Source organism: Dermabacter sp. Marseille-Q3180 (genome assembly GCF_940792985.1).
GTDB lineage: Bacteria > Actinomycetota > Actinomycetes > Actinomycetales > Dermabacteraceae > Dermabacter > Dermabacter vaginalis.
In genome coordinates this window covers 13,912-34,475 of sequence record NZ_CALNWU010000004.1, presented here as the reverse complement: position 1 = coordinate 34,475, position 20,564 = coordinate 13,912, and the positions used below count along the sequence as shown (strand labels likewise).

Sequence of the window (20,564 nt, the reverse complement as noted above, 5' to 3'; positions counted from 1 at the left end):
TGTAGGGGAGGGGCAGTTACATGCCGATCATGTCGAATTGCTCGAACGAGATCACGATCGTGTGCTCGTTCGAGTCCCATGGGGTTTTGATGCGGACGGTGGAGGTTTCGAGATCGTAGAGCCACACGGTGGCCTGCGAGTCGAAGTCGCTCGGATGTAGGGCGTGCGGGATATGCTCGCCGTCGATGCTCACCCAGAAGGGTGCCTGGCCAGGGGAAATGGCCTGGAGTTCGAGCGTGGTGATGCGGGTGTCGAGGTCGCCTTCCTTCGTGAAGGTGTAGAGCACTCGGTCACCGGCGGTCATGGTCACGGTTGTCGCGCAGAAGGCGCCGCGCGTGTAGTCCATCGTGGCGCCGTCGTCCTCGTACAGGGTGAATTCGCCGTCGCGGCCCGGCGCGGTCACGAGCGTGAGGGAATCGACCTGCTCCCTCGAGACACTCATGTGGTCCTCGCGCGAAAGCGCAATGATGCCGCCTTCGCGCACGAACGTGGGGATCGAGGCGAGCGTGACGGGAATGTCGTAGGTGCACCCACCTTCGTAGCGCTCGCGGGTGGCGAAGTCGTAGAACACCTCGCCCCTGGGGAGAGTCACGGTCTTTGTTTCGGCGCCCTTGTCGACGACGTTCGCAATGAAGAGCGAGTCGCCGAGCATGTAGTTCACGTCTTCGTCCCACACCGCGGGATCGTGTTGGAAGGCGCTCACGAGCGGCTCCGCGATGGGCAGGCCCGTGCGGTGTGCGCGCTCCATGAGCGAGTACAGGTACGGGAAGAGGCGGTAGCGCAGCTGGATCGCCTCGCGCACGAGCGGCGTAAGGCTCGGGTACATCCACGGCTCGGTGACCGAGTTATCGGAGTTCACGGAATGGATCGAAAAGCGCGGCTGGAAGATGCCATTTTGAACCCAGCGCACGAACAGCTCGCCCTCGGGGGCGGGGCCGTGGAAGCCGCCGATGTCACCACCCTGGTTCGCGACGCCCGAGAGGCTCATCCCGAGCATCGTCGCGATGTTCGCCTTGAGGGTTTCCCAGCACGTGTGGTTATCGCCCGACCACGTTTGCGCGAAGCGCTGAATACCCGCGTAGCCCGCGCGGCACACGATGAAGGGTCGCTTGTTCGGATGGGTTTTCCCGATCGCGTCCGCGGTAAGCGAGCACATGATGTTTGCCATGATCGAGCGAGCTTCCGCGAGCGGCGCGCCGTAACCGTCGAAGTCGCAGTGCGCGTCCTCATCCACGATCGAGTCGTACTCACAGTTGTCGTTCCAAATCGACGCCGTGCCGTAGTCGAGCATGTTCTCGGTGAGGTCTTTTTCCCAACGCTCGCGGGCCTTGGGGTTCGTGAAGTCGACCATGTGGCCGGGGCCGCCCCACCAGCGAGCGGGCGCGGGGTCATCGGAATCTGCGGCGCGCACGAAAACGCCGTCCTCGATTAGTTCGGGCATGCGCGGGTGCACACACAGTACGCCCGGCTTCACGTTGGGCGAAACGACGATGCCGCGCTTTTCCGACTCGGCGAAAAAGTTTGCCGGGTCCTTGAAGCGTTCGGTGTTCCACGTGAGCACGCAGCGCTTGAGCCCCGCCTCAGTGTCCTGTTGGCAATAGCCCGAGGACAGCTGGAAACCATCCATGGGGATCTTTTCGAGCTTGGCGTGCTCGTAGAAGTTGAGGATTGCGTCGTCGGCATCCTTCGGCAGCTCGGGGTAGTACATCGAGCTTCCGAGGTAGCCGAGGGCGGCGGCGGGAAGCATGGCCGAGGTGCCCGTGAGGAGCGTGTAGCGCGTGACGACCTCACGCACGCTCGGGCCGGCAATGAGGAACAGGTCAATGTCCCCACCGTCCGCGCGGTACGTAGAGTGGGCGGGCCAATAGTTCGAGTGGGAGCGGCCCATGTCAAAATCGCACGCGAACGTGTTGTGGTAGAAGTATCCGACGGCTGCCCCGCTTACCTCGTTCGTCTTGATGTAGAACGGGATGTGCTTATAGAGGGAATCGGCCCTCTCAGCGTCGTAGCCGAGGCAATCCTGGGCGCGCATCGTCATGAACGACTTCGCCTTGTTAAATTCGCCCGTCTTTTCGCCGAAACCGTAGAAGTGGTCGTCCGGGGCGATCTCGCTCGTATGGATGCGCCGTTGATTGCGGTCCAGCCGGTACCCGCGATCGATCAGATCGGCGTGAAGCAGGGTGCCGTCGGAATCGAAAACCCTCAGGCGGAAGGGTTCCCGGTCGATTTCGACCCGCAAGCGTTCTCCTTGCACCGTGACGGTGGGGGAGTCGGGGTTGTCATCGAGCGTGAGGGGGGAGGGCTCGATTCGGGTGCGTTTATCACCCATGTAGTCATCGAGCTCGTCGCTCCACGCCGTGGTCACGAGGCTGTAGGACGCTTCGCGGAACGCACCGTCATCGGTGAAGCCCGCGCGGATGCGAAGAATCTCGGGTGTCAGGGCAAGGAGGCGGATGGGGGCGGCATCCGTGTGGAGGGTGACGGTGACTCCTTCCTGTGTACAGGAGAGGAGAGTGGTGGCGTGTCGCATCTGCGGGACCCCTTGTCGCGGCGGCGTCGTTGATTCCTGACGTGATCAGGGTCGCACACATCGGAGAATTGTGCAACCGGTTGCCGTCGCGGTGAACTCAGGGGTAGTCTCGACACGACGAGAGAAGACAACGACGTCGCCGAAAGCCCAGAATGCCCAACGAACACTCCGCAACGCCGCCCCGCACCCCCGCGCGCCGCGTCACGATCTACGACATCGCGAAACACGTGGGCGTGAGCCCCTCGACCGCCTCGCGCGCCCTTCACAAGCCCGGCCGGGTCAGTAAAGCGACAGAAGAACGCATCAAGCACGCCGCCGCGGAACTCGGCTACCGTGCGAACCCCGCCGCGCGTGCCCTGCCCACGGGGCGCACCGGCACGATTGCCCTCCTCGTTGCCGACATTACGAACCCCGTCTCGTTTGAGATCGTCCGTGGCGCCGAACGCGAAGCAGAAAAGCATGGCTATGTGCTCGTGACCTCAGAATTTCGCGAGGACCACGTGAAGGAAGCTTCACGCGCCCATTCTCTCGCTCCGTCGGTGGACGCCTTCGTGCTCGCGAGCTCCCGCCTCGACGACGGAGCGATCGCAAAAATCGCGGCTCTCAATCCCGTGGTCACGATCAATCGCGAGTCACCGTCGGCCTTTTCGGTCCTTGCCGATCATGAGCCGGCCCTGCGAGAGCTCGTGCGGACCCTCGCCGCCGAGGGACATGACCGCCTTTGCTATCTCGCCGGTCCCGAGAGTTCGTGGACGGACGCGAGGCGCTGGAGCGTCATCGAAGCCGCCGCAGGCGATCGGGGCGTCGAGGCCGTGAGGCTCGGCCCGCACCGCCCCACCCGCAAAGCCGGCTCCGCCGCGCTCGAAGCCGTGCGTGCCACCGGCGCGAGTGCCGTACTCGCCTACAACGACATCATGGCGATCGGTCTGCTCACCGCCGCGCGCGACGCTCGCCTCAGCGTTCCGGGCGACCTCTCGATCACCGGAATCGACGACATTTTCGGCTCCGACTTTACGGCCCCACCTCTCACCACCATCGCCGCGCCGCTCGAAGACATGGGCGCCGCCGCCGTCCGCCACGTTCACGCCGCACTCAGCGGCGAGCGTGAACCTGGAATCGATACCTACCCCACGCAGCTAGTCATGCGAGGCTCCGTCGGCCCCGCACCTCGAACGAAAGGGAAAAAGTGACCGTGACACTCGACCTCAACCCGGACCGCCTCTTTCCCGCCGATCCCGAAACGCGCGCCCTCGCGCGCGAAATCTACGGCGAGGTCAAGGACCTTCCGATCCTCTCGCCGCACGGGCACGTGGATCCGCGGCTTCTCCTCGACAACGAACCGTTCCCCGACCCCACGAACCTCTTCCTCACGTTTGACCACTACGTGTTTCGCATGCTTCACGCGAACGGCGTGGACCTTGCGACCGTGGGCGTGGGCACCGCCGAGCCCGTTGACCCGCGCGAGGCCTGGCGAATCCTCTGCGCCAACTGGCACGTGCTCGAGGGCACCGCGAGCGGGTACTGGCTCACCGACGAATTCGTGTCCCTCTTTGGCATCAGCGAGGAACCGAGCGAGGAAAGCGCCGATCGGCTCTACGACCAGATCGCCGCGAAGCTCGCGACCGAAGAATTCCGCCCGCGCGCCCTTTTCGAGCGCTTCAAGATCAGCTTCCTCGCGACGACCGACGACCCGCTCGACGACCTCGAGGCCCACGCCGAACTCGCGCGGCTCCACGAAGCGGGCGAGCTGTACGGGCGTGTCGTTCCCACGTGGCGCCCCGACCGCTTCCTCGACCCGAACAAACCCGGCTTCACCGAGGCCGCGACCGCGCTCGCGGACAGCGTGGGTGGCGATCCACGCTCCCTCGCGGATTACCTGCGCGCCCTCAAAGCTTCGCGCGAGCGCTTCATCAACGCGGGCGCGATTTCCGCCGATCACGGCGTGCCCACTCCCTACACGATCGACCTCGACGACGACGCGCTCGAGGCGCTCCTCGTCAAGACTGTTGATGGCACCGCGACCGATGCCGAAAAGCGCGATTTTACGGGCGCGATGCTCGTGCGCTGCGCCGAAATGAGCGCCGAGGATGGACTGGTGATGACCCTCCACCCGAGTGTGTTCCGTAACCACTCATCGGCGACGTTCGACCGCTTCGGTCCCGATACGGGCCACGACATTCCCGAAGGAATCGAATACACGCGCAACATTCGCCCGCTTCTCGAAAAGGTGGGGCTTGAGGAGGGCTTCCACCTCGTGCTTTTCGGGATTGACGAGACGATGTACTCGCGCGAGGTTGCCCCGCTCGCCGGTTTCTACCCGAGCGTGTTCATCGGTGCGCCGTGGTGGTTCATCGACGCGCCCGACGCGATCATGCGTTTCCGCTCGGCGATCACCGAGACCGCAGGCTTCACGCGCGGCTCGGGCTTCATTGACGATACGCGCGCGTTCCTCTCGATTCCCACGCGCCACGATATGGCGCGCCGCTGCGACTCGGCGTTCCTTGCCCGATACATCATGGAGGGGCGGCTTTCGAAGGCGAGCGCGCTTCGGATCATTCGGGAACTCACGATCGATCAGCCGACGCGCGTGTTCAAGCTCGAGAGCGTGCTTTCGAAGGGAGAGAAGTGATGACTGTTCTCAGCCGCGACGCTGACATCTGTGCGAAGGGTGGTCTTGATCCGCGCCCCGTGCGCATCGTCCACCTGGGCCTTGGCGCGTTCTTCCGCGCCCACCAGGCGTGGTACACGAGCGAAGTGGATCCCGAAGGGGCGTGGGGGATCTCCGCCTATACGGGCCGCAGCCCCCGCGCCGCAGAGGAACTCTCGGCCCAGGACTGCCTGTACACGCTCGTCGTGCGCGGTGCCGAGGGGGATGACGCCGAGGTTATGTCGGTGATCTCCGAGGCGCATGCAGCCGGCGACCTCGAAGCACTGTGCAATGATCTTCGTTCCCCCGACGTGTCGCTCGTGACGCTCACCGTCACCGAGGCCGGCTACGGCACGGATGCGAAAGGATCGCTCGACCGCTCGAACAGCGCCGTGCAGGCAGATGTGAAGGCACTCGCGCAGGTGGGCGAGGCCTCGGGTGCGGGGGAGGGGGAGTCCGACGCTTGCCTTCCCCAGCTCGAAACCGCACTTGCACGTCTCGTATTCGGCCTCGAGGCGCGCCGCCGCGCGGGCGCCGGAGCGATCACGATCGTGCCGTGTGACAACCTCCCCGGCAATGGTCCGCTTACGCGCGGCGTGATCGATGAATATGCCGCGTGCCTCGGGAGTGAGGCCGCGGCGTGGATCAAAGAGAACGTGTCGGTGACCTCGACCTCGATCGATCGCATCACGCCTAAGGCCACCGACGACGACCGCGAGGCAGCCGAGAAACTCACGGGCTTCGAAGACGCCTCGCCGGTGGTGACCGAACCGTTCGCCTCGTGGATCATCGAAGGGGAGTTCGTGAGCGGGCGCCCCGAGTGGGAAAAGGCCGGGGCGATCTTCACGGACGATCTCGAGCCGTACGAGAATCGCAAGCTGTGGCTCCTCAACGGCGCTCACACGCTCCTCGCGAACGCTGCCGTGAACCGCGGCTATGAGACCGTTGCCGAGGCGATTGGCGACAGTGAGGTGCGCGCCGAAGTGGAGGCACTGTGGGACGAGGCCTCGCGTTACCTGCCCGATTTTGTGGAGGCGAGCGCGTATCGGGAGGCGCTCCTCGAGCGGTTTGAGAACCCCAACATCAAGCACTTGCTCTCGCAGATCGGCAACGACTCGCTCGCGAAGCTGCGCATCCGCATCCTGCCGATCGCCCTCAAGGAACTTGAGGCGGGGCGCGACGCTAAAGGAGCCGTGCCTGCGATCGCCGGTTGGGTTCGCCGTCAGCGCGATGGTGTCGCCTCACCCGATGCGCAGCAAAGCGCGATCGATGAGGCCGTGGCGAACGCTGGCGACGCCGGCGTGGAGCGCGCCCTTCTCGAGCTCCTCGAACCCGAGCTCATGAACGACGCAGAGTTCGTGGAACGGGTGCTCCGGGCGGTCTAAGGTCTGCCCGGTCCGGTGGCGCGCCTCAGGCTCTTGTCGGGGATGAGCAGGGCGTGGCGATGATCGCCACGCGGCTTTCCCCGGCACGCGTGGCGATGAGCGTCGCCGAGCCCGGAGCACGTCGGTCGAGCTTGAGGTCCTTCCTCAGGCGCGCCGGATCGATATCCATGCCGCGCTTTTTCACCTCGAGAGTGCCCACCTCGAGTTCGCGCAGTCGCGCCGCGATCTTCTTGACCGTGAACGGCATGACCTCGCGCACTCGAAACGCGCGTGCGAGGGGTGAGGCAAGTGCCGGCTCGGCAGCCTCATCGCTGCTGAGGTAGGCAATCGACTCCTCGATCGTGTGCGCGCCGAGCTTCCGCGCGAGAGTTCCGAGCAGCCCCGCGCGGATCACGGCGCCGTCGGGCTCCCACACGTACTCTCCGATCTCGCCCGCGGGCGGGTTGCGCAGCTCGGCCTCGTCAAGAGAATCGGGGACGAGTTGGGCCGGGCGAGCGTCGGAACCGAGCACGAGGGCGGAGCGGGCGATGACGGCGCCCTCGGGGAGGGCGCCCGAAGGTCCGACGGTGGCCTCGCCCGGCACCGCGAGCTTCCCATTCCCGACGCGCCGCGCGAGCGGGCCGAAGTACATGCACGCCTCGAGAACCTGGCCGTGCCAACTCACCCACTGAGTCTCGGTGCCCTCCACAAGATGCTCGTGATCGATCGCAGGAGCGAGTTTCGCGCCCACCGCGCCGAGCTTCGCGGCGGCGGTGCGAATGAAGGACAGTGGCGGCAGTGCCTCCTCTGGATCGTGGACTCGGGCCGTACGGCCGCGGCGGGTTTCTCGGCGAGCTGGGTCGAACCACGCGCCATCCACGCGCGAGAAATCGAAGTCCTCGGCGCGACCGAGGTCGATGCGCGCGTTCGGGAAGGGGCGCACATTCACGGTCGCGAGGGCCGCCGTTTCTTCGTCGCACTCGAGGCCAACAACGGTGAGGCCGAGCCCAGCCTTCGCGATCGTGTCCCCTCCCAGGCCGCAGCCCAGATCCGCCACGCTCTCGAGGCCCGCGTCGCGAAAACGCGCGGCGTGATGCGCGGCAACCTCGAGACGCGTGGCCTGCTCGAGTCCATGCGCCGTGAACAGCATGCGCGAGGCGAAATCGCCAAACTTGTCGCGAGCCTTCGCGCGGAGCCGAGATTGGGTGAGGACCGCTGCGACAAGGTCGGGGGAGTGTCCCTCGCCGCGCAAGCGCTCGGAGAGCGCAAGAGAGCCCTCCTCGGTGTACTCGGGAAGAGTATCGAGGAGGGCCATGCCCTCGGGCGTGAGGAGCTGCGAAAGACCGGAAGAACTCATGCCCTCCAGGCTACGCGACGGACTACTTGAGCGAACCCGCGCTGAGGCCGCCCACGATGCGACGCTGGAACACGAGCACCATGATGATGAGCGGAACCGTCACAATCACGCCCGCTGCCATCTTCGTGCCATACGGGGTGTCGAACTGCGAGATGCCCGAGAACTTCGAAATGGCGACGTTCGCAGTTTGCATCGCGGGATCGTTCACCATCGTGAGGGCGATGAGGAACTCGTTCCACGCGGCGATGAACGTGATGATCGCCGTTGTGAAAATGCCCGGCGCGGCAAGCGGGAGGATGATGCGCGTAAACGCCCCGAGGCGGGTCGTGCCATCGACCATTGCGGCCTGTTCGAGTTCCACGGGGAGCTGGCGGAAAAACGCGTTGAGGTTCCACACGGCGAGCGGGAGCGCGAAGCTGATCGTTGGGAGGATCATTGCCTGGTACGAGTTGATCCAGTTGATCGGCGCCCAATCGTAGCCGCCGCTGAACAGCTTCAGGAGCGGCACGATGAGCGTAATCACCGGGAACATCGAGGTCGAGACGATCGCGAACATCACGAGTACCTTGCCCCAGAAATTGAGGCGTGCGAGGGCGTAGGCACCCGCGGTGCCGAGCACGAGCACGAGCAGAGTCGTGCCGCCCGCGACGATGAGGGAGTTGAGGAGCGCCCTACCGAAATTATTCGCCGGGTCGAACACCGCCGCAAAGTTCTCGAACGAGATCGGGTTCGGGATGAGGTCGGTCGAGCGGCCCATTGTGGGAAGGCGCAGCGAGCTCACGAGCATCCAGTAGAACGGCGCGAGGCAGTACACGAGGATGAAGGCGACGCCGAGCCCCACGGTGATCTTCGCCCACACATTGCCCTTCTTTTTCTTGGGCGTGACGGGCGTGCGCGGTGTTTCGGCGGTGGTCGTTGATGCAGTGTGGGTGGCGGCAGTGCTCACGGCATGCTCCCCTCGGTCACGGTGGCGTTCTTACTGGCGAGCAAGCTCGCTCGTTTCTTCTTTTTGGGTTTTTTCTCGGCGCTCTCACCGAGCACATCCGCGCCGAGGAGCTTGATGAACACGAAGGCCACGAGGCAGATGTAGCAGAACAGCACGATCGAATACGAGGACGCCATACCGTAGTTCGTTTTCGTTGCGGCATCCTGCGCGAGCATCGAGAGAGTTTGCCCGGATTCGAGCCTGCCGAGAAGCACGTAGGGGAGGTCGAACATGCGCATCGCATCGAGCATGCGGAACAGCACGGCCACCACGAGCACGGGGCGAATCATGGGAAGCGTGATCCGCCAGAAGGTCTGCCAGCGATTCGCGCCATCGACTTTCGCTGCCTCGTAAACTTGCTCATCGATCGTTTGGAGGCCCGCGAGGGTCAAAAGACCAATGTAGGGAGCTGTTTTCCAAATATCGGCGATGAGCACCGCAGCTTTTGCTTGCCACCCTTCGGTCGTCCACAACACCTGATGCTGAATGAGTTTGTTCGCGATACCGTTCGCATCGAAAATGAGCTGCCACATGAGCGCCGACACCACCGTGGGGATTGCCCACGGCACGAGAATTGAGGCGCGAATGAGGCCCGTCGCGCGCATGGCGCGCGCCATGATGAGTGCCATCGCGACGCCGAGGACGGTCTCGATGCTGACGCCAATGATCGTGAACAGCGTGGTGTTCCAAAAGGCATTCCAAAAACCCGCGCCCGCGCCAACTGACGTGAAGGCATCCATGTAATTTTGCAGTCCCACGAATGTGTCGCCCTGCTTGATGAAGCCCGTTTCGGGATCGATGCCGCCGCCTGCGACGAAGAACGACTGCCACACGGACAGCACGAGCGGAAAGCCGACGACGATCGCGAGAAGAAGCAGAGTGGGTAACAGAAGCACATAGGCGAGGCGGCCCTCGCCCTTCGAGGTCCTTGAGCGTGACATGCGGATATTCCGTCCTGTGGCTGAAAAGAATGCCGGGTCCGCAGCGAGCGCGTGGCGGCCGCTGCGGACCCGGTTCGTGGAGAGGCGTTAGGCCTGGAGTTCCTCGAGGGTCTTTTGGAGGGCGTCGAGCGAAGCGTCGACCTCCTTGGATCCGGACAACACGTCGTAGGCTGCTTCCTGGATCGCCTGGGTTACATCACCGTACTTGACGACCTGCGGGCGGGCGGTGCCGGCATCGACGGCCGCCTTGAGGGTCTGGTAGTACGGGTACATCTCGAGCACTTCGGGGTCGTCGTAAACGGCGGAGTGCGCGGGCGCTTCGCCGGTTGCGAGTGCTTGGGCCTTCTGCTGCTCCTCGCTGGCGAGGAACGCGATGAAGTCGATCGCCGTGCCCTTGTTCTTCGCGAACGCCGAGATGCCGTAGTTGAGACCGCCAAGCGCAGTCGCGCCTTCGCTCCCGCCGACACCGGGGACCGGGCACACGTCGAACTTGCCGTTGACCGAGGAAGAGCCATCTTCCGCGTTCGCCAGGTTCCACACGTAAGGCCAGTTCTGAAGGAAGGCGAGGCGGCCATCCTGGAAGGCCTGGCGGCTTTCTTCTTCCTTGTAGGTGAGGGCTTCCTTCGGGATGTAGTTCTTGTCGAAACCATCCTTGACCGCCTGGAGGCCGGCCTTCGCCTCGTTGGAGTTTGCCTGCGGCTTGCCGTTCGCCCCAAATAGGTCCTTGCCCGCGGACTTCGCAAGACCCGTGAGCTGCACGGTGAGACCTTCGTACTTCGAGTACTGCGAGCCAAAACCGAGCGTGTCCTTGCCCTCTTCGGTGCCGCGCATCGACTCGATCAACTGGTACATCTCTTCGAAGGACTTGGGCGGCTCGTTCGAGCCGGCGGCCTCGAGGAGGTCCTTGCGGTAGTAGAGCAGCTCGGCGTTCGTCGTGTAAGGAACGGCGTAGAGCTTATCGAAATACTTGCCGGTCTCGACGGTCGAGGGGAGGAGCTTATCGAGGTCGAACTTATCTTCGGGAAGCTCGACGACCCACTGCTGGGCCGCGAACTCGGCCGTCCACACAACGTCGAGGCCCAGAACCGTGTAGGCATCCGACTTCGCCTGGGCGTTGTTGATGAGCTGCGAGCGCTGCTCGTCTGCCGATTCGGGAAGCTCGATGAGCGTGACTTTTTCGTCGGGGTGCTTGTCGTTCCACTGCTTGATGAATTCCTGGAACTTACCGGTGTTGTCCTTGCCGCGCACGACGCTGATCGGGCCGCGCTCCTCAAAATCGGCCTTCGCCGCGCCACCGGTGCCGCCGGAGGAATCATTGGAACATGCAGCGAGCCCCGCGGCGGCGGCACCAACCGCGGAGGCAGCGAGAACTGAACGACGGGTGGGTTTAAACATGGGAATCCTTCCACTGCGTTCCGAAAGCATCGATGCATTCGGGCCCGGGCTTCGTTACTCCGGGTGTTGCCCTCATTGTAGGGTACGTGCGGCTCACCTCACACGTGGGGTGGTAAGTGCGTGGCGTGTCGCGGGCGTGTACGTTGGTGACCAATGACTGCCTCAAGAGGAAAGCCCCGGTTATGCATGTAAGCCTCGACGAATGGCGCGCCACGGTTCTTGGCCTCGCCGCGCTTGGCCCCGACCGCACGGAAGAAGCCCCACTCGAGAGGGCTCTAGGCCGAAGGCTCGCCGAGCCTCTCACCGCCCGCCTCCCCGCGCCGGACTTCCGCATGAGCGCGATGGATGGTTTCGCGGTGAGCACGCGAGAACTCGGTCTCGGGGAGGGGGATTCCGACGCATGCCCCGCGCACCTCGAGGTCACGTGTGACATTTCTGCGGGCCGAGCAGCCGTCGGCAACCGCCGCCCGGGAACTGCCGCACGCATCATGACGGGCGGGCTTATGCCCGATGATCTCGACACCGTGATCCCGGTCGAGTTCACTGACGCCGACCCCACCGCTGCCGAAGCTCCCGCCCGCATCGCCCTTATGATCCCCGAAGTCGAGGAAGCGAAGGCTCTCACGCCCGGGCGGCACGTGCGCAAGGTCGGCGAGGAGATTCCCGCGGGGGACCTCCTCGCACGCAAGGGGGATTTTGTGACGCCCCAGATCATCGGCATCGCGCTTTCGGTGGGCGTGACGCACGTGAAGCTCACGAGACCACGCAAAGTCGCGATTGTCATGACGGGCGATGAACTCGTGACCGACCTGCAGACAGGCGCGGGCGCACGCCCGGGCGCCGTGCTCGAATCGAACGGGCCCATGCTCCAGGCCTCGTGCGCAAGGCTTGGCGCAGAGGCGAGCATCCACCACGTGGGGGATGATCCCGCAGAACTCATCGCTCTCGCGCGTTCAATCGCCCCTCGCCACGATCTCATCGTGACGACGGGAGGGGTGGGCTCCGGGGCCCGCGATGTCGTGAAGGCCGCTTTCGGTGAGGGCTTCGGCGATACGCCGGGCCTCAACTGTTCGCGGTTCGAACACCTCGCGATGCGCCCCGGTGGGCCGCAGGGCGTGGGGCGACTTCCCGTCGATCATGCCGAAGGCGGCGACACGACCCCCATGGTGCACCTGCCAGGAACACCGGTGGGAGCCTTCACGGCGTTCCACCTGTTCATCGCGCCGCTTCTCGGCTCCCCCTCGCGTCCCCTCACTCTCCCGGAGAGGAACGTGCGCCGTGAAGCACAACCCCTCAAGACTGGCGCAACCGTGAAACCCGCCCACCTCGCCATCGAAAACGGAAGCCTCATCGCGACCGAATGCGAGGGATCGCGCCTTCGCCCCTTTGCCGAGGCCAATGCCCTCCTCATCCTCGAAAAAGACCGTGTGCGCGTCCTTTCGCTCGCCGGGAGCCTCCGCGCCCGATAGGCAATAATGGGCGCAAAACCGTTGTAAAGGAGAGACACTCATGAGCCCCAAGGCCGATGACCCGAAAATGATCGAAGCCCTCCAGCGCTTCATTGACGCCTCCGCGAACGACGCGGGCTTCGAACCGCCCTTTACCGAAGCTGACCGTGACCTCATCCTCTCCCTTACGGGCGTCGCCGCCCACACCGTCGTGCGCCCCGCGGGCCCATTCGCCTCGATGGTGGTGGGCTACCTCGTGGGTTCCGGCAAGGCTGAAAGCTGGGCCGACGCTCACGATCAGGTCAAGCGTTTCGTGCGCGAGTACATCGGCGATCCCGTCGAAGGTGACAAGTGACCCCCGGATTCGACACGAACGGCGAAAAACCACTCACACTTCGGCCCGCAAGCGCGCTGTGGATCCCCACGGTGACGTGGGCAGTAATCGCTTTTCTCCTCGTCGATGCGATCATCAAGAACCGCTGGGACACCGTGCTCCAGTTCGGTCCGTGGCTCGGCCTCGCCGCCTCCCTCGTGTGGCTCGTCCTCTTCTCACCCGCCACCCTCGTGTACCCGGCCGGCGTGGTCGTGCGCAACGTTTTTCACGAATACAGCGCCCCCTACGCCGCGATCGAGCACATCGGCCTCGGCGCCATGGTCTCGATTCGCGCGCGCACCGAAAGCGGCACCACCCGCACGGTCACCGCATGGAACGCCCCGGGCATTGGCCGCGACAAACCCGCTGACGCGCACGTACGCATCTCGGGCCGCGACCGCTATGCCGACCGCGGACACGTAGGCCCCGCCGAACGCCTCCGCAATGACCGAGAACGCTCGCCGTCACGCGTGCTCGTCCACGCGTGGGGGGCGTGGCAGGCTCAGCACGAAAAAGATTCCGACGCCGGCCCGGGAACCGGCGTGCTCCACACCAAACCGAGGATCACCGCCCTCGCCATCCCAGCCGCGTTCCTCATTCTCGGGATACTGACGGCGGCCCTCTAGCGTCGGACCCCAAACCCCGCACACACAAAACGGGCCGGGCCCCACCCCACCCCAACACTCGGGGGAGAGCGGAGCCCGGCCCGAAGCCGGAAAACCGATCAGGCCTTCTTGCCCACGGCAGTCCAGTCAGTCGTCTCGAACTGCGCAGCGCCAACGTTCACGAAGCCCTCGGTGAGGCCGATGATCGTCGGAGTTGCGTAGAACGGAAGCACCGTAAACGCGCCAAACTGCTCCTTCGAGAACTTGTTGGCGATCTCCACGCGCTTGCTCGGGTCAAGCTCCGAGTGAAGCTCCTTGTTGAGCTCCTCGAGGCTCTCCGGCGCGAAGCCCGTGAAGTTCTGCCCCGAATCCTTGAGGAACACGTTCGTTCCCGACTGCTCTGCAAAGAGCGTGCCGCGCCACCCGAACGAGACCGCAGCGAAGCGGCCCGGGATCACGTAGTCGTCAAAGTACTTGTCCGCCGGAACGGTCTGAAGGTCAACCTTGAAGCCTACGGCGTTGAGGTTCGTCATGATCTGGCGTGCACGGTCCTCGCTCGACTTCGTCTCCGCCGGAATGATGATCGAGAACGCGAGCGGCTTGCCGTCCTTCTCGAACACATCGCCGTTCTTCTTGTAGCCGGCTTCCTCGAGGAGCTTCGCGGACGCCTCCGGATCAAACTTCAGGTCGCCGAAGGAATCTTCGTAACCCTCCTGGCCCGGCATGTAGATGAAGTTGTTCACGAGAATCACGGGCGACTCGAGCGGCTCCATGACCGCACGAGCCACGGCGTTGCGGTCGATGCCGCGGAAAATCGCCTCGCGAACCTTCGCGTCACCGAGCGCGCCTTCAGCGCCACCCACGTTGAGCGTGAGGTGCGACCACGCAAGGCCGTTCGACTTCTGAATCACGGCATCCTTACGGCCCTTCGCCTGACCGTAGGTATCGCCATCGGAAATATCGATGTAGTCGAGCTCGCCGTTCACGAACGCCTGCGCCTGGTTCTGCTGGGTCGTCACCTTAAAGACGATCGACTCGAGCTTCGGTGCGCGGCCCCACCACTTGTCATTGCGCTTGACGGTGATCACGCCGCCGGTCGCGTCGATGTTGTCAATCGCGAACGGGCCGCGCGTGAGAGTCGGTTCGGTCGACAGGCCGTTAAACGCCTCGGGCGTTGCTGTGATTGCCTTCGGCAGGCTCGGGTAGAGGTAGATGTTCCAGAACGGGAACGTCTCCGCGTACTCGATCTCCGCCTCGAAATCGCTGATCTTGCGGATCTCCTTGATCGAGCTCCAGCCGGTCGTCGAAGCGGTCTGGTACTTGTCGTTTTCCCCGTTCTGGGCCTTCTGCTGAGAAATCAGGTCATCGACCGTCACGGGCGTGCCGTCGCTCCACACGGCCTTCTCATTGAACTTCACGGTGATGATCTGCGGATCCTCACTCGTGAGCTCAGCCGACTTAATGTAGTCGGGATCAGGCTTGGCTTCGCCGTTTTCCGAAGCCTTGAGCGGGGTTTCCGGGCAGACGGTCTCCATGATCGCGGAGAGAGAAACCTCGTTGCCGTCGATGTGGCTTTGGTTCCAGTTCGCGGGAACCTGCGAGATGGCGATCGTGAAGGTGCCGCCATCGGCGACCTGATCGTAGTCAACGCGCTCCCACGCGGTCGAGGGCAGCTTCATCTGCTCCTCGACAGCCTTGTCGTTAGCGGCGTTGGCCTGCTGCGCCTGTTCCTCCACGCTCTTTTGCGAGCACGCCGTGAGGGCTGCGGCAGCGCCGGTGAGCGCGGTGCCCTGGAGGAAGAGACGACGGGTGCTAGTGAAAGCCATGATGGCCTTTCTCGAGAGGGGGTAATTTCGCGTTAATGTTATCCGCGTTTCATCGGTATTTCGGACATAATGCCTGTTGAGACGGGTTTTTGTGGGGCAACGAACACCCGTTGTGAACAAAAATGACCCCGCCCTCCCGCGCGAGGCGGGAAAACGGGGTCTGATGTGGATTACGCGCGAGCGCTCACGCGCAACGGCTTAAGCATCGCAAAGAGGGTTAGGCGCCCTTCTTGTAGCCAACGGCGGTGTAATCCACCGACTCGAACTGCGAAGCACCAATGTTCACGAGGCCGCCCTTGAGGCCCATGATGTTCGGCGTCGCATAGAACGGCAGAACCGTGTAGCTCTCCGCCACCTTCTTCGAGAACTCGTTCGCGATCTCGCGGCGCTTCTCGGGATCGAGCTCCGACTGGAGGCGCTGGTTGATCTCCGTGAGCTTCTCATCCTTGAAGCCCGTGTAGTTCTGCTGCGAATCCGGCAGGTAAGTGTTCGAGCTCGAAAGCTCCGCGAGGAGGGTGCCCTGCCAGCTGAACGTCACGAAGTCGAAGTTCTGCTTGAGAACGTAGTCCGTGAAGTACTTATCGCTCGGAACCGTCTTGAGATCAACCTTAAAGCCGGCCTGGTTGAGGTTCGTCATGACCTGGCGTGCGCGATCCTCGTTCGACTTCGTCTCTGCGGGAATGACGACCGAGAACTTAAGCTGCTTGCCGTCCTTCTCGTATACGTCGCCCTTGAGCTCGTAACCGGCGTCCTCGAGGATCTTCTTCGCCTTGTCGATCTCAGCATCGCCCGAAAGGTCGCCGTCGAACGAATCCTCGTAGCCTTCCTGGCCGGGCATGTAGACGTAGTTGCTCTTGAGAACAACGGGTGCCTCGAGAGGCTCCACAACTGAACGGCCCACGGCGTTGCGGTCCACGGCGGCGAAGATTGCCTTGCGCACCTCGACGTCCTGAAGCACGCCGTCACCACCGTTGACGTTCATCGTGAGGTGGGTCCAGGTGAGACCATTCGAACGCTGGATCTGGGCACCCTTGCGGCCCTTCGCCTGACCGAGCGTGTCGCCATCGCCGATGTCGATCATGTCGATTTCGCCGTTGGCAAAGGCCTGCGGCATATTCTGCTGGGTCGTGACCTTGAAGATGATCTTCTCGAGCTTCGGGGCGCGGCCCCACCACTTGTCGTTACGTTCGAGCGTCACAACGCCGCCGTTTTGATCAACACTGGCGATCTTGAACGGACCGCAGCCCGGGATGGGCTCGCTCACGTAGCCAGCGTTGAATGAGGCCGGCGACTCGAATACGGCCTTCGGGGAGCTTGGGTACACGAAGCCGATCCAGTCAGGGAACGCATTTTTGTATTCGATTTCCGCCGTGAAGTCGTCCTTCGCGCGGATCTCCTTAATCGAATCCCAGCCCTGGGTCGTCACAGTAGCGAACTCTTCGTTCTCGCCGTTGCAGGCCTTCCATTCGGCAATGAGGTCGTTGACGGTCACGGGGGAGCCGTCGTTGTCCCACACGGCCTTCTTATTGAATTTCACGGTAACGACCTGAGGATCCTCGCTCGTGATTTCAGCCGATTCCACGTAATCGGGGTTCGGGGAAATCTCACCCGTTTCATCCGACTTCGTAGCGATGCTGTAGCCCTTCCAGTTGGAGATCTGGGTCAACGAAACTTCGTTGCCGTCGATGTGGCTGGGGTTCCAGTTCGCGGGCATCTGAGCGATCCCGATCATGAGCGTGCCGCCGTCTTCGACCTGGTCGTAGTCAACAGCCTCCCATGCCGTCGAGGGAAGCTTCTCTGCTTCCTTCGCAGCGGCGTCATTCTTTTTCTTGTTGGCGTCCTTCTGCTCCTCGGCGCTCTTCTGCGAGCAACCGGCCACGGCCGCGGCCACACCGGTGATAGCCGTGCCTTGGAGGAAAAGTCGGCGAGTACTCGTGATCTTCATGGTTCTCTCACTTCCTGTGGGAAGCCGCGGCCCGTTTTAAGGGAAAAGGGGGTTTGAGGCTCGCGGCAAAGGGTTTTTTACTGGTCGTCCACCAGACGCCAGGTCTCCTCGGCATGATGGCATTCCACGCGGGAGGTTCCGAGCTGCGTGCCCTCGGGGTCCGCAGTTCGGCACAGGTTCTGCTGCTCTTCGCTCAGCATCCCGATCAGGGGGCAGCGCGAAGCAAAATTGCAGCCGATGATCTCTTCAGTGGGGCTTGGTTGGTCCCCTTCAAGAAGAACTCGCGTACGGGCGCGCTCAAGCTTCGGATCCGGAACGGGAACCGCGGACATGAGAGCACGCGTGTAGGGATGCTTCGGGTTCTCAAAGACATCCTGGACGGGGCCGTATTCAACGATGCGACCCAAATACATGACCGCGATCTGGTCGGCGATCTCGCGCACAATCGCGAGGTCGTGAGCCACAAACAGATAGCTCAAACCGAGTTCATCGCGGAGATCCTCGAGCAGGTTGATCACGCCGGCCTGGACGGACACGTCCAGCGCCGAGACGGGCTCATCGAGCACGAGAAGCTTAGGTTCGGTGATGAGCGCACGCGCAATACCAATGCGCTGGCGCTGGCCACCGGAAAATTCGTGGGGATAGCGGTCAGCCATCTCCGGGTCGAGCCCAACGCGCTCAAGGAGCTCGTAGACGCGCTTGTAGCGTTCATCCTTCGGCACCTTGTGAACGGTGAGGGGCTCGGCGATGATGTCGCCCACGGGCATGCGCGGGTCGACCGCGGCCATCGGATCCTGGAAGACGATCTGGACGTCCTTACGCAGGGCGAGGCGTTCCTTCTTGTTCTTGAGGGTCGACACGTCGACGCCGCTTACCTCAAGCGTGCCGTGCTGCGGCGCAACGAGCTCGAGGATTTCGAGGCTCGTGGTGGACTTGCCCGAACCGGATTCGCCCACGAGGCCGAGGGTCTGGCCCGGCTTGATCTCGAAGGACACGTTGTCCACGGCCTTCACGACGCCCACCTGGCGGCGGAACACCGAACCCTTGAAGAGGGGGAAGTGGCGCTGGATCTCGGTCGCCTTGACAATCGGCTTTTCGGCCGAGTGATCCTTGATCGCACGCTCGACGTGCGGGGGGCGGGGGAAAATGTCCGACGGCTTCAAGGTGCCCGCTGCGATTTCCTTCGCGCGGTGGCAGGCGACCTCACGCTGGGCGTCGCCCACGTGGGTCGTAAGTTCGGGCTCTTCGGTGCGGCAGATGTCGATGGCCGCGGGGCAGCGATCCGCGAACGGGCAGCCAGGCTTGAGGTTGGCGAGGCTCGGCGGGCGGCCTTCGAGCGGCACAAGGCGATCCTTGCCGGCCGTGAGCATGTTCGGAACCGAGCGGAGCAAGCCCATCGTGTAGGGCATGTGGGGCTCGGCGAAGATCTCGTCGACGCCGCCTTTTTCCACGAGCTTGCCGGCGTACATGACCGCGACGCGATCAACATTGCCCGCCACAACGCCAAGGTCGTGCGTAATGAGCACGACGGCAGCACCCGTGACTTCCTTGGCCTTTTGAAGAACCTCGAGAATCTGCGCCTGGATGGTCACGTCGAGAGCGGTCGTCGGCTCGTCGGCGATGATGAGCTTCGGGTCGTTCGCCATCGCGATCGCGATCATGGCGCGCTGGCGCATACCGCCCGAGAACTCATGGGGGAACGCCTTGACGCGTCGCTCGGCGGCGGGGATACCCACGATCTTCAGAAGCTCGATCGAGCGCGCACGCAGTGCCTGCGAACTCATATTCGAGTGGTGAAGCGTGAGTGCTTCCTCGATTTGCTGCCCGATCGTGTACACGGGCGTGAGGGCACTCAACGGGTCCTGGAAGATCATCGAAATCTCGCGACCGCGAAGGTCGGAGAGCTGGCGATCGGACTTACGCAGGAGCGACTCACCGCGATAGGTGATCTCGCCCGTAATTTTCGCCGAGGAGGGCAAAAGGCCCATGACGGCCATCGAGCTCACGGACTTACCCGAGCCGGATTCACCAACGATACCGAGGAACTCGCCCTCGTTGACGTCATAGTTCACGCCACGCACGGCGCGAACATCGCCGGCGGCGTTCGGGAAGGTGACCGTGAGGTCTTTGACGGAAAGAAGTGGTTCAGGCACGGTTGACCTCGCTCGTGGGATCGATTGCGTCGCGAAGAGCGTCGCCAAGAAGGTTCACGGCGGTAAGCAGGGCGACAAGGAAGGCTGCGGGAATCACAAAGAGCCACCAGCGGGTAAGAACCGCGTTCTGGCCGTTCGCGATGAGAGTTCCCAGCGAGACGTCGGGCGGCTGAATACCGAGACCGAAGAAGCTCAACGAGGTTTCGGCCAGGATCGCACCGCTCACGCCGAGCGCCGCGTCGATGATGAGCAGCGACGCCACGTTCGGGATGATGTGGCGCGCGAGGATCGTGGTCGTGCCCACGCCCATGTAGCGCGCGGCCTTCACGTATTCGCGGTCTTTGAGGGACTTGGTCTGGTTCTTCACGATCTGCGCCATGACCATCCAGCCGAAACCTGCGATCGCCACGACGATGACGATCCAGCTCACGTTGGACAGAAGCGGCGAAATGATCATGAGCACGTAGAACACGGGCAGCACGAGCAAAAGGTTGATGACCCAGTTCACGAAGGTCTCGAGCTTGCCACCGATGTAGCCGGCGAGCGAACCCACGAAGGCTGCAATAAGCGTTGCCGCGGGCGCGGCCAGAAGGCCAATGAGAAGCGACTTTCGAAGGGCCTCGACCATCGAAGCGTAGAGATCCACGCCGATCGCATCGGTACCAAACCAGTGCTGGCCGCTCGGGGGCGAGTTGTAGCTGTACGAGTCGGTCTCGCCGAGCTGATACACGTTCGGAATGTTGCCAAAAATCGCGAAGAGCACGATGGCGCCAAGAACGATCGCGCCGATCCAGAAGTTCGGCTTGCGCTTGAGGCGGCGCCACACGAGCGCCCAACGGGACAGAGGCTTCTTGCGCTTCTTTTCGGCCTTGCGCTGTCGCTTACCATTCGGGGCGCTCGAGGTGGTTTCCGCGAGCTCTTCGGTTGCGGGCACAGCCTCCGGCAGCTCCGTGGCGTCGTTGGTCGGGGGAATCGGGTTACTGGAGCTCATGGCG

General features: G+C 63.4%; 15 protein-coding genes. 6 read left to right on the top strand and 9 right to left on the bottom strand.

The window, feature by feature from the left end; all coding sequences use genetic code 11:
* Positions 1 to 16: 16 nt before the first annotated feature.
* A complete protein-coding gene (locus NBW56_RS09315) occupies positions 17 to 2,530 on the bottom strand; it encodes a glycoside hydrolase family 31 protein (protein WP_250258952.1) in 2,514 nt (837 codons plus the stop codon).
* 152 nt (positions 2,531 to 2,682) lie between these two features.
* Between NBW56_RS09315 and NBW56_RS09310 the strand changes: the two genes are divergently transcribed.
* Genes NBW56_RS09310 through NBW56_RS09300 form a run of 3 tightly spaced genes read left to right on the top strand, consistent with a single transcriptional unit; the run spans position 2,683 to position 6,562 of the window.
* Positions 2,683 to 3,720: a LacI family DNA-binding transcriptional regulator gene (locus NBW56_RS09310; protein WP_250258950.1), complete on the top strand. Its 1,038-nt coding sequence runs from the start codon at positions 2,683 to 2,685 to the stop codon at positions 3,718 to 3,720.
* A 2-nt stretch (positions 3,721 to 3,722) separates the two neighbouring features.
* On the top strand, positions 3,723 to 5,159 hold the full coding sequence (uxaC, locus tag NBW56_RS09305) for a glucuronate isomerase (protein ID WP_250259202.1): 1,437 nt from the start codon (positions 3,723 to 3,725) through the stop codon (positions 5,157 to 5,159).
* Entirely contained in the window at positions 5,159 to 6,562 is a 1,404-nt protein-coding gene (locus tag NBW56_RS09300; RefSeq protein WP_250258948.1) for a mannitol dehydrogenase family protein, read from the top strand. The genes uxaC and NBW56_RS09300 overlap by 1 nt, the downstream gene beginning before the upstream one ends.
* Positions 6,563 to 6,587: 25 nt before the next feature.
* Here the strand turns inward: NBW56_RS09300 and NBW56_RS09295 are convergent, their stop codons facing one another.
* The 4 genes from NBW56_RS09295 to NBW56_RS09280 form a co-directional block, all read right to left on the bottom strand.
* Complete coding sequence (locus tag NBW56_RS09295) at positions 6,588 to 7,898, bottom strand: THUMP-like domain-containing protein (RefSeq protein ID WP_250258946.1); 1,311 nt, start codon at positions 7,896 to 7,898, stop codon at positions 6,588 to 6,590.
* A 22-nt stretch (positions 7,899 to 7,920) separates the two neighbouring features.
* Complete coding sequence (locus NBW56_RS09290; protein WP_250258943.1) at positions 7,921 to 8,844, bottom strand: carbohydrate ABC transporter permease; 924 nt, start codon at positions 8,842 to 8,844, stop codon at positions 7,921 to 7,923.
* Positions 8,841 to 9,824: a carbohydrate ABC transporter permease gene (locus NBW56_RS09285; protein WP_250258941.1), complete on the bottom strand. Its 984-nt coding sequence runs from the start codon at positions 9,822 to 9,824 to the stop codon at positions 8,841 to 8,843. Before NBW56_RS09285 ends, NBW56_RS09290 begins: the two co-directional genes overlap by 4 nt.
* A gap of 87 nt (positions 9,825 to 9,911) precedes the next feature.
* A complete protein-coding gene (locus NBW56_RS09280) occupies positions 9,912 to 11,219 on the bottom strand; it encodes an ABC transporter substrate-binding protein (protein ID WP_250258939.1) in 1,308 nt (435 codons plus the stop codon).
* A gap of 182 nt (positions 11,220 to 11,401) precedes the next feature.
* Here NBW56_RS09280 and NBW56_RS09275 point away from each other — a divergent pair, with 182 nt between their 5' ends.
* The 3 genes from NBW56_RS09275 to NBW56_RS09265 are packed head-to-tail and all read left to right on the top strand — an operon-like array spanning position 11,402 to position 13,666.
* Positions 11,402 to 12,688 (top strand): molybdopterin molybdotransferase MoeA, encoded by a 1,287-nt coding sequence (locus NBW56_RS09275; RefSeq protein WP_250258938.1) that lies wholly within the window; start codon positions 11,402 to 11,404, stop codon positions 12,686 to 12,688.
* Positions 12,689 to 12,728: 40 nt separating this feature from the next.
* On the top strand, positions 12,729 to 13,022 hold the full coding sequence (locus NBW56_RS09270) for a DUF6457 domain-containing protein (protein WP_065247245.1): 294 nt from the start codon (positions 12,729 to 12,731) through the stop codon (positions 13,020 to 13,022).
* Positions 13,019 to 13,666, top strand: coding sequence for a hypothetical protein (locus tag NBW56_RS09265; RefSeq protein ID WP_250258937.1), 648 nt, complete (start codon positions 13,019 to 13,021; stop codon positions 13,664 to 13,666). The genes NBW56_RS09270 and NBW56_RS09265 overlap by 4 nt, the downstream gene beginning before the upstream one ends.
* Positions 13,667 to 13,764: 98 nt before the next feature.
* Here the strand turns inward: NBW56_RS09265 and NBW56_RS09260 are convergent, their stop codons facing one another.
* The 4 genes from NBW56_RS09260 to NBW56_RS09245 all read right to left on the bottom strand — a co-directional run bounded on the left by NBW56_RS09260 (position 13,765) and on the right by NBW56_RS09245 (position 20,560).
* Positions 13,765 to 15,471: an ABC transporter family substrate-binding protein gene (locus NBW56_RS09260; RefSeq protein ID WP_250258936.1), complete on the bottom strand. Its 1,707-nt coding sequence runs from the start codon at positions 15,469 to 15,471 to the stop codon at positions 13,765 to 13,767.
* Between the two features lie 217 nt (positions 15,472 to 15,688).
* Positions 15,689 to 17,416 (bottom strand): ABC transporter family substrate-binding protein, encoded by a 1,728-nt coding sequence (locus NBW56_RS09255; protein ID WP_250258935.1) that lies wholly within the window; start codon positions 17,414 to 17,416, stop codon positions 15,689 to 15,691.
* Positions 17,417 to 17,493: 77 nt separating this feature from the next.
* Positions 17,494 to 19,569 carry a dipeptide ABC transporter ATP-binding protein gene (locus tag NBW56_RS09250; RefSeq protein WP_250258934.1) on the bottom strand — a complete coding sequence of 692 codons (2,076 nt, stop codon included), beginning with the start codon at positions 19,567 to 19,569 and terminating at the stop codon, positions 17,494 to 17,496.
* A complete protein-coding gene (locus tag NBW56_RS09245) occupies positions 19,562 to 20,560 on the bottom strand; it encodes an ABC transporter permease (RefSeq protein WP_250258933.1) in 999 nt (332 codons plus the stop codon). The genes NBW56_RS09250 and NBW56_RS09245 overlap by 8 nt, the downstream gene beginning before the upstream one ends.
* Positions 20,561 to 20,564: the final 4 nt, after the last annotated feature.

What these genes read in the sequence shown, in the direction of transcription:
- NBW56_RS09315 (WP_250258952.1), bottom strand. Translation starts at nt 2,530, where the DNA reads ATGCGACACGCCACCACTCTCCTCTCCTGTACACAGGAAGGAGTCACC.
- NBW56_RS09310 (WP_250258950.1), top strand. Translation starts at nt 2,683, where the DNA reads ATGCCCAACGAACACTCCGCAACGCCGCCCCGCACCCCCGCGCGCCGC.
- NBW56_RS09300 (WP_250258948.1), top strand. Translation starts at nt 5,159, where the DNA reads ATGACTGTTCTCAGCCGCGACGCTGACATCTGTGCGAAGGGTGGTCTT.
- NBW56_RS09295 (WP_250258946.1), bottom strand. Translation starts at nt 7,898, where the DNA reads ATGAGTTCTTCCGGTCTTTCGCAGCTCCTCACGCCCGAGGGCATGGCC.
- NBW56_RS09285 (WP_250258941.1), bottom strand. Translation starts at nt 9,824, where the DNA reads ATGTCACGCTCAAGGACCTCGAAGGGCGAGGGCCGCCTCGCCTATGTG.
- NBW56_RS09280 (WP_250258939.1), bottom strand. Translation starts at nt 11,219, where the DNA reads ATGTTTAAACCCACCCGTCGTTCAGTTCTCGCTGCCTCCGCGGTTGGT.
- NBW56_RS09275 (WP_250258938.1), top strand. Translation starts at nt 11,402, where the DNA reads ATGCATGTAAGCCTCGACGAATGGCGCGCCACGGTTCTTGGCCTCGCC.
- NBW56_RS09270 (WP_065247245.1), top strand. Translation starts at nt 12,729, where the DNA reads ATGAGCCCCAAGGCCGATGACCCGAAAATGATCGAAGCCCTCCAGCGC.
- NBW56_RS09260 (WP_250258936.1), bottom strand. Translation starts at nt 15,471, where the DNA reads ATGGCTTTCACTAGCACCCGTCGTCTCTTCCTCCAGGGCACCGCGCTC.
- NBW56_RS09255 (WP_250258935.1), bottom strand. Translation starts at nt 17,416, where the DNA reads ATGAAGATCACGAGTACTCGCCGACTTTTCCTCCAAGGCACGGCTATC.
- NBW56_RS09245 (WP_250258933.1), bottom strand. Translation starts at nt 20,560, where the DNA reads ATGAGCTCCAGTAACCCGATTCCCCCGACCAACGACGCCACGGAGCTG.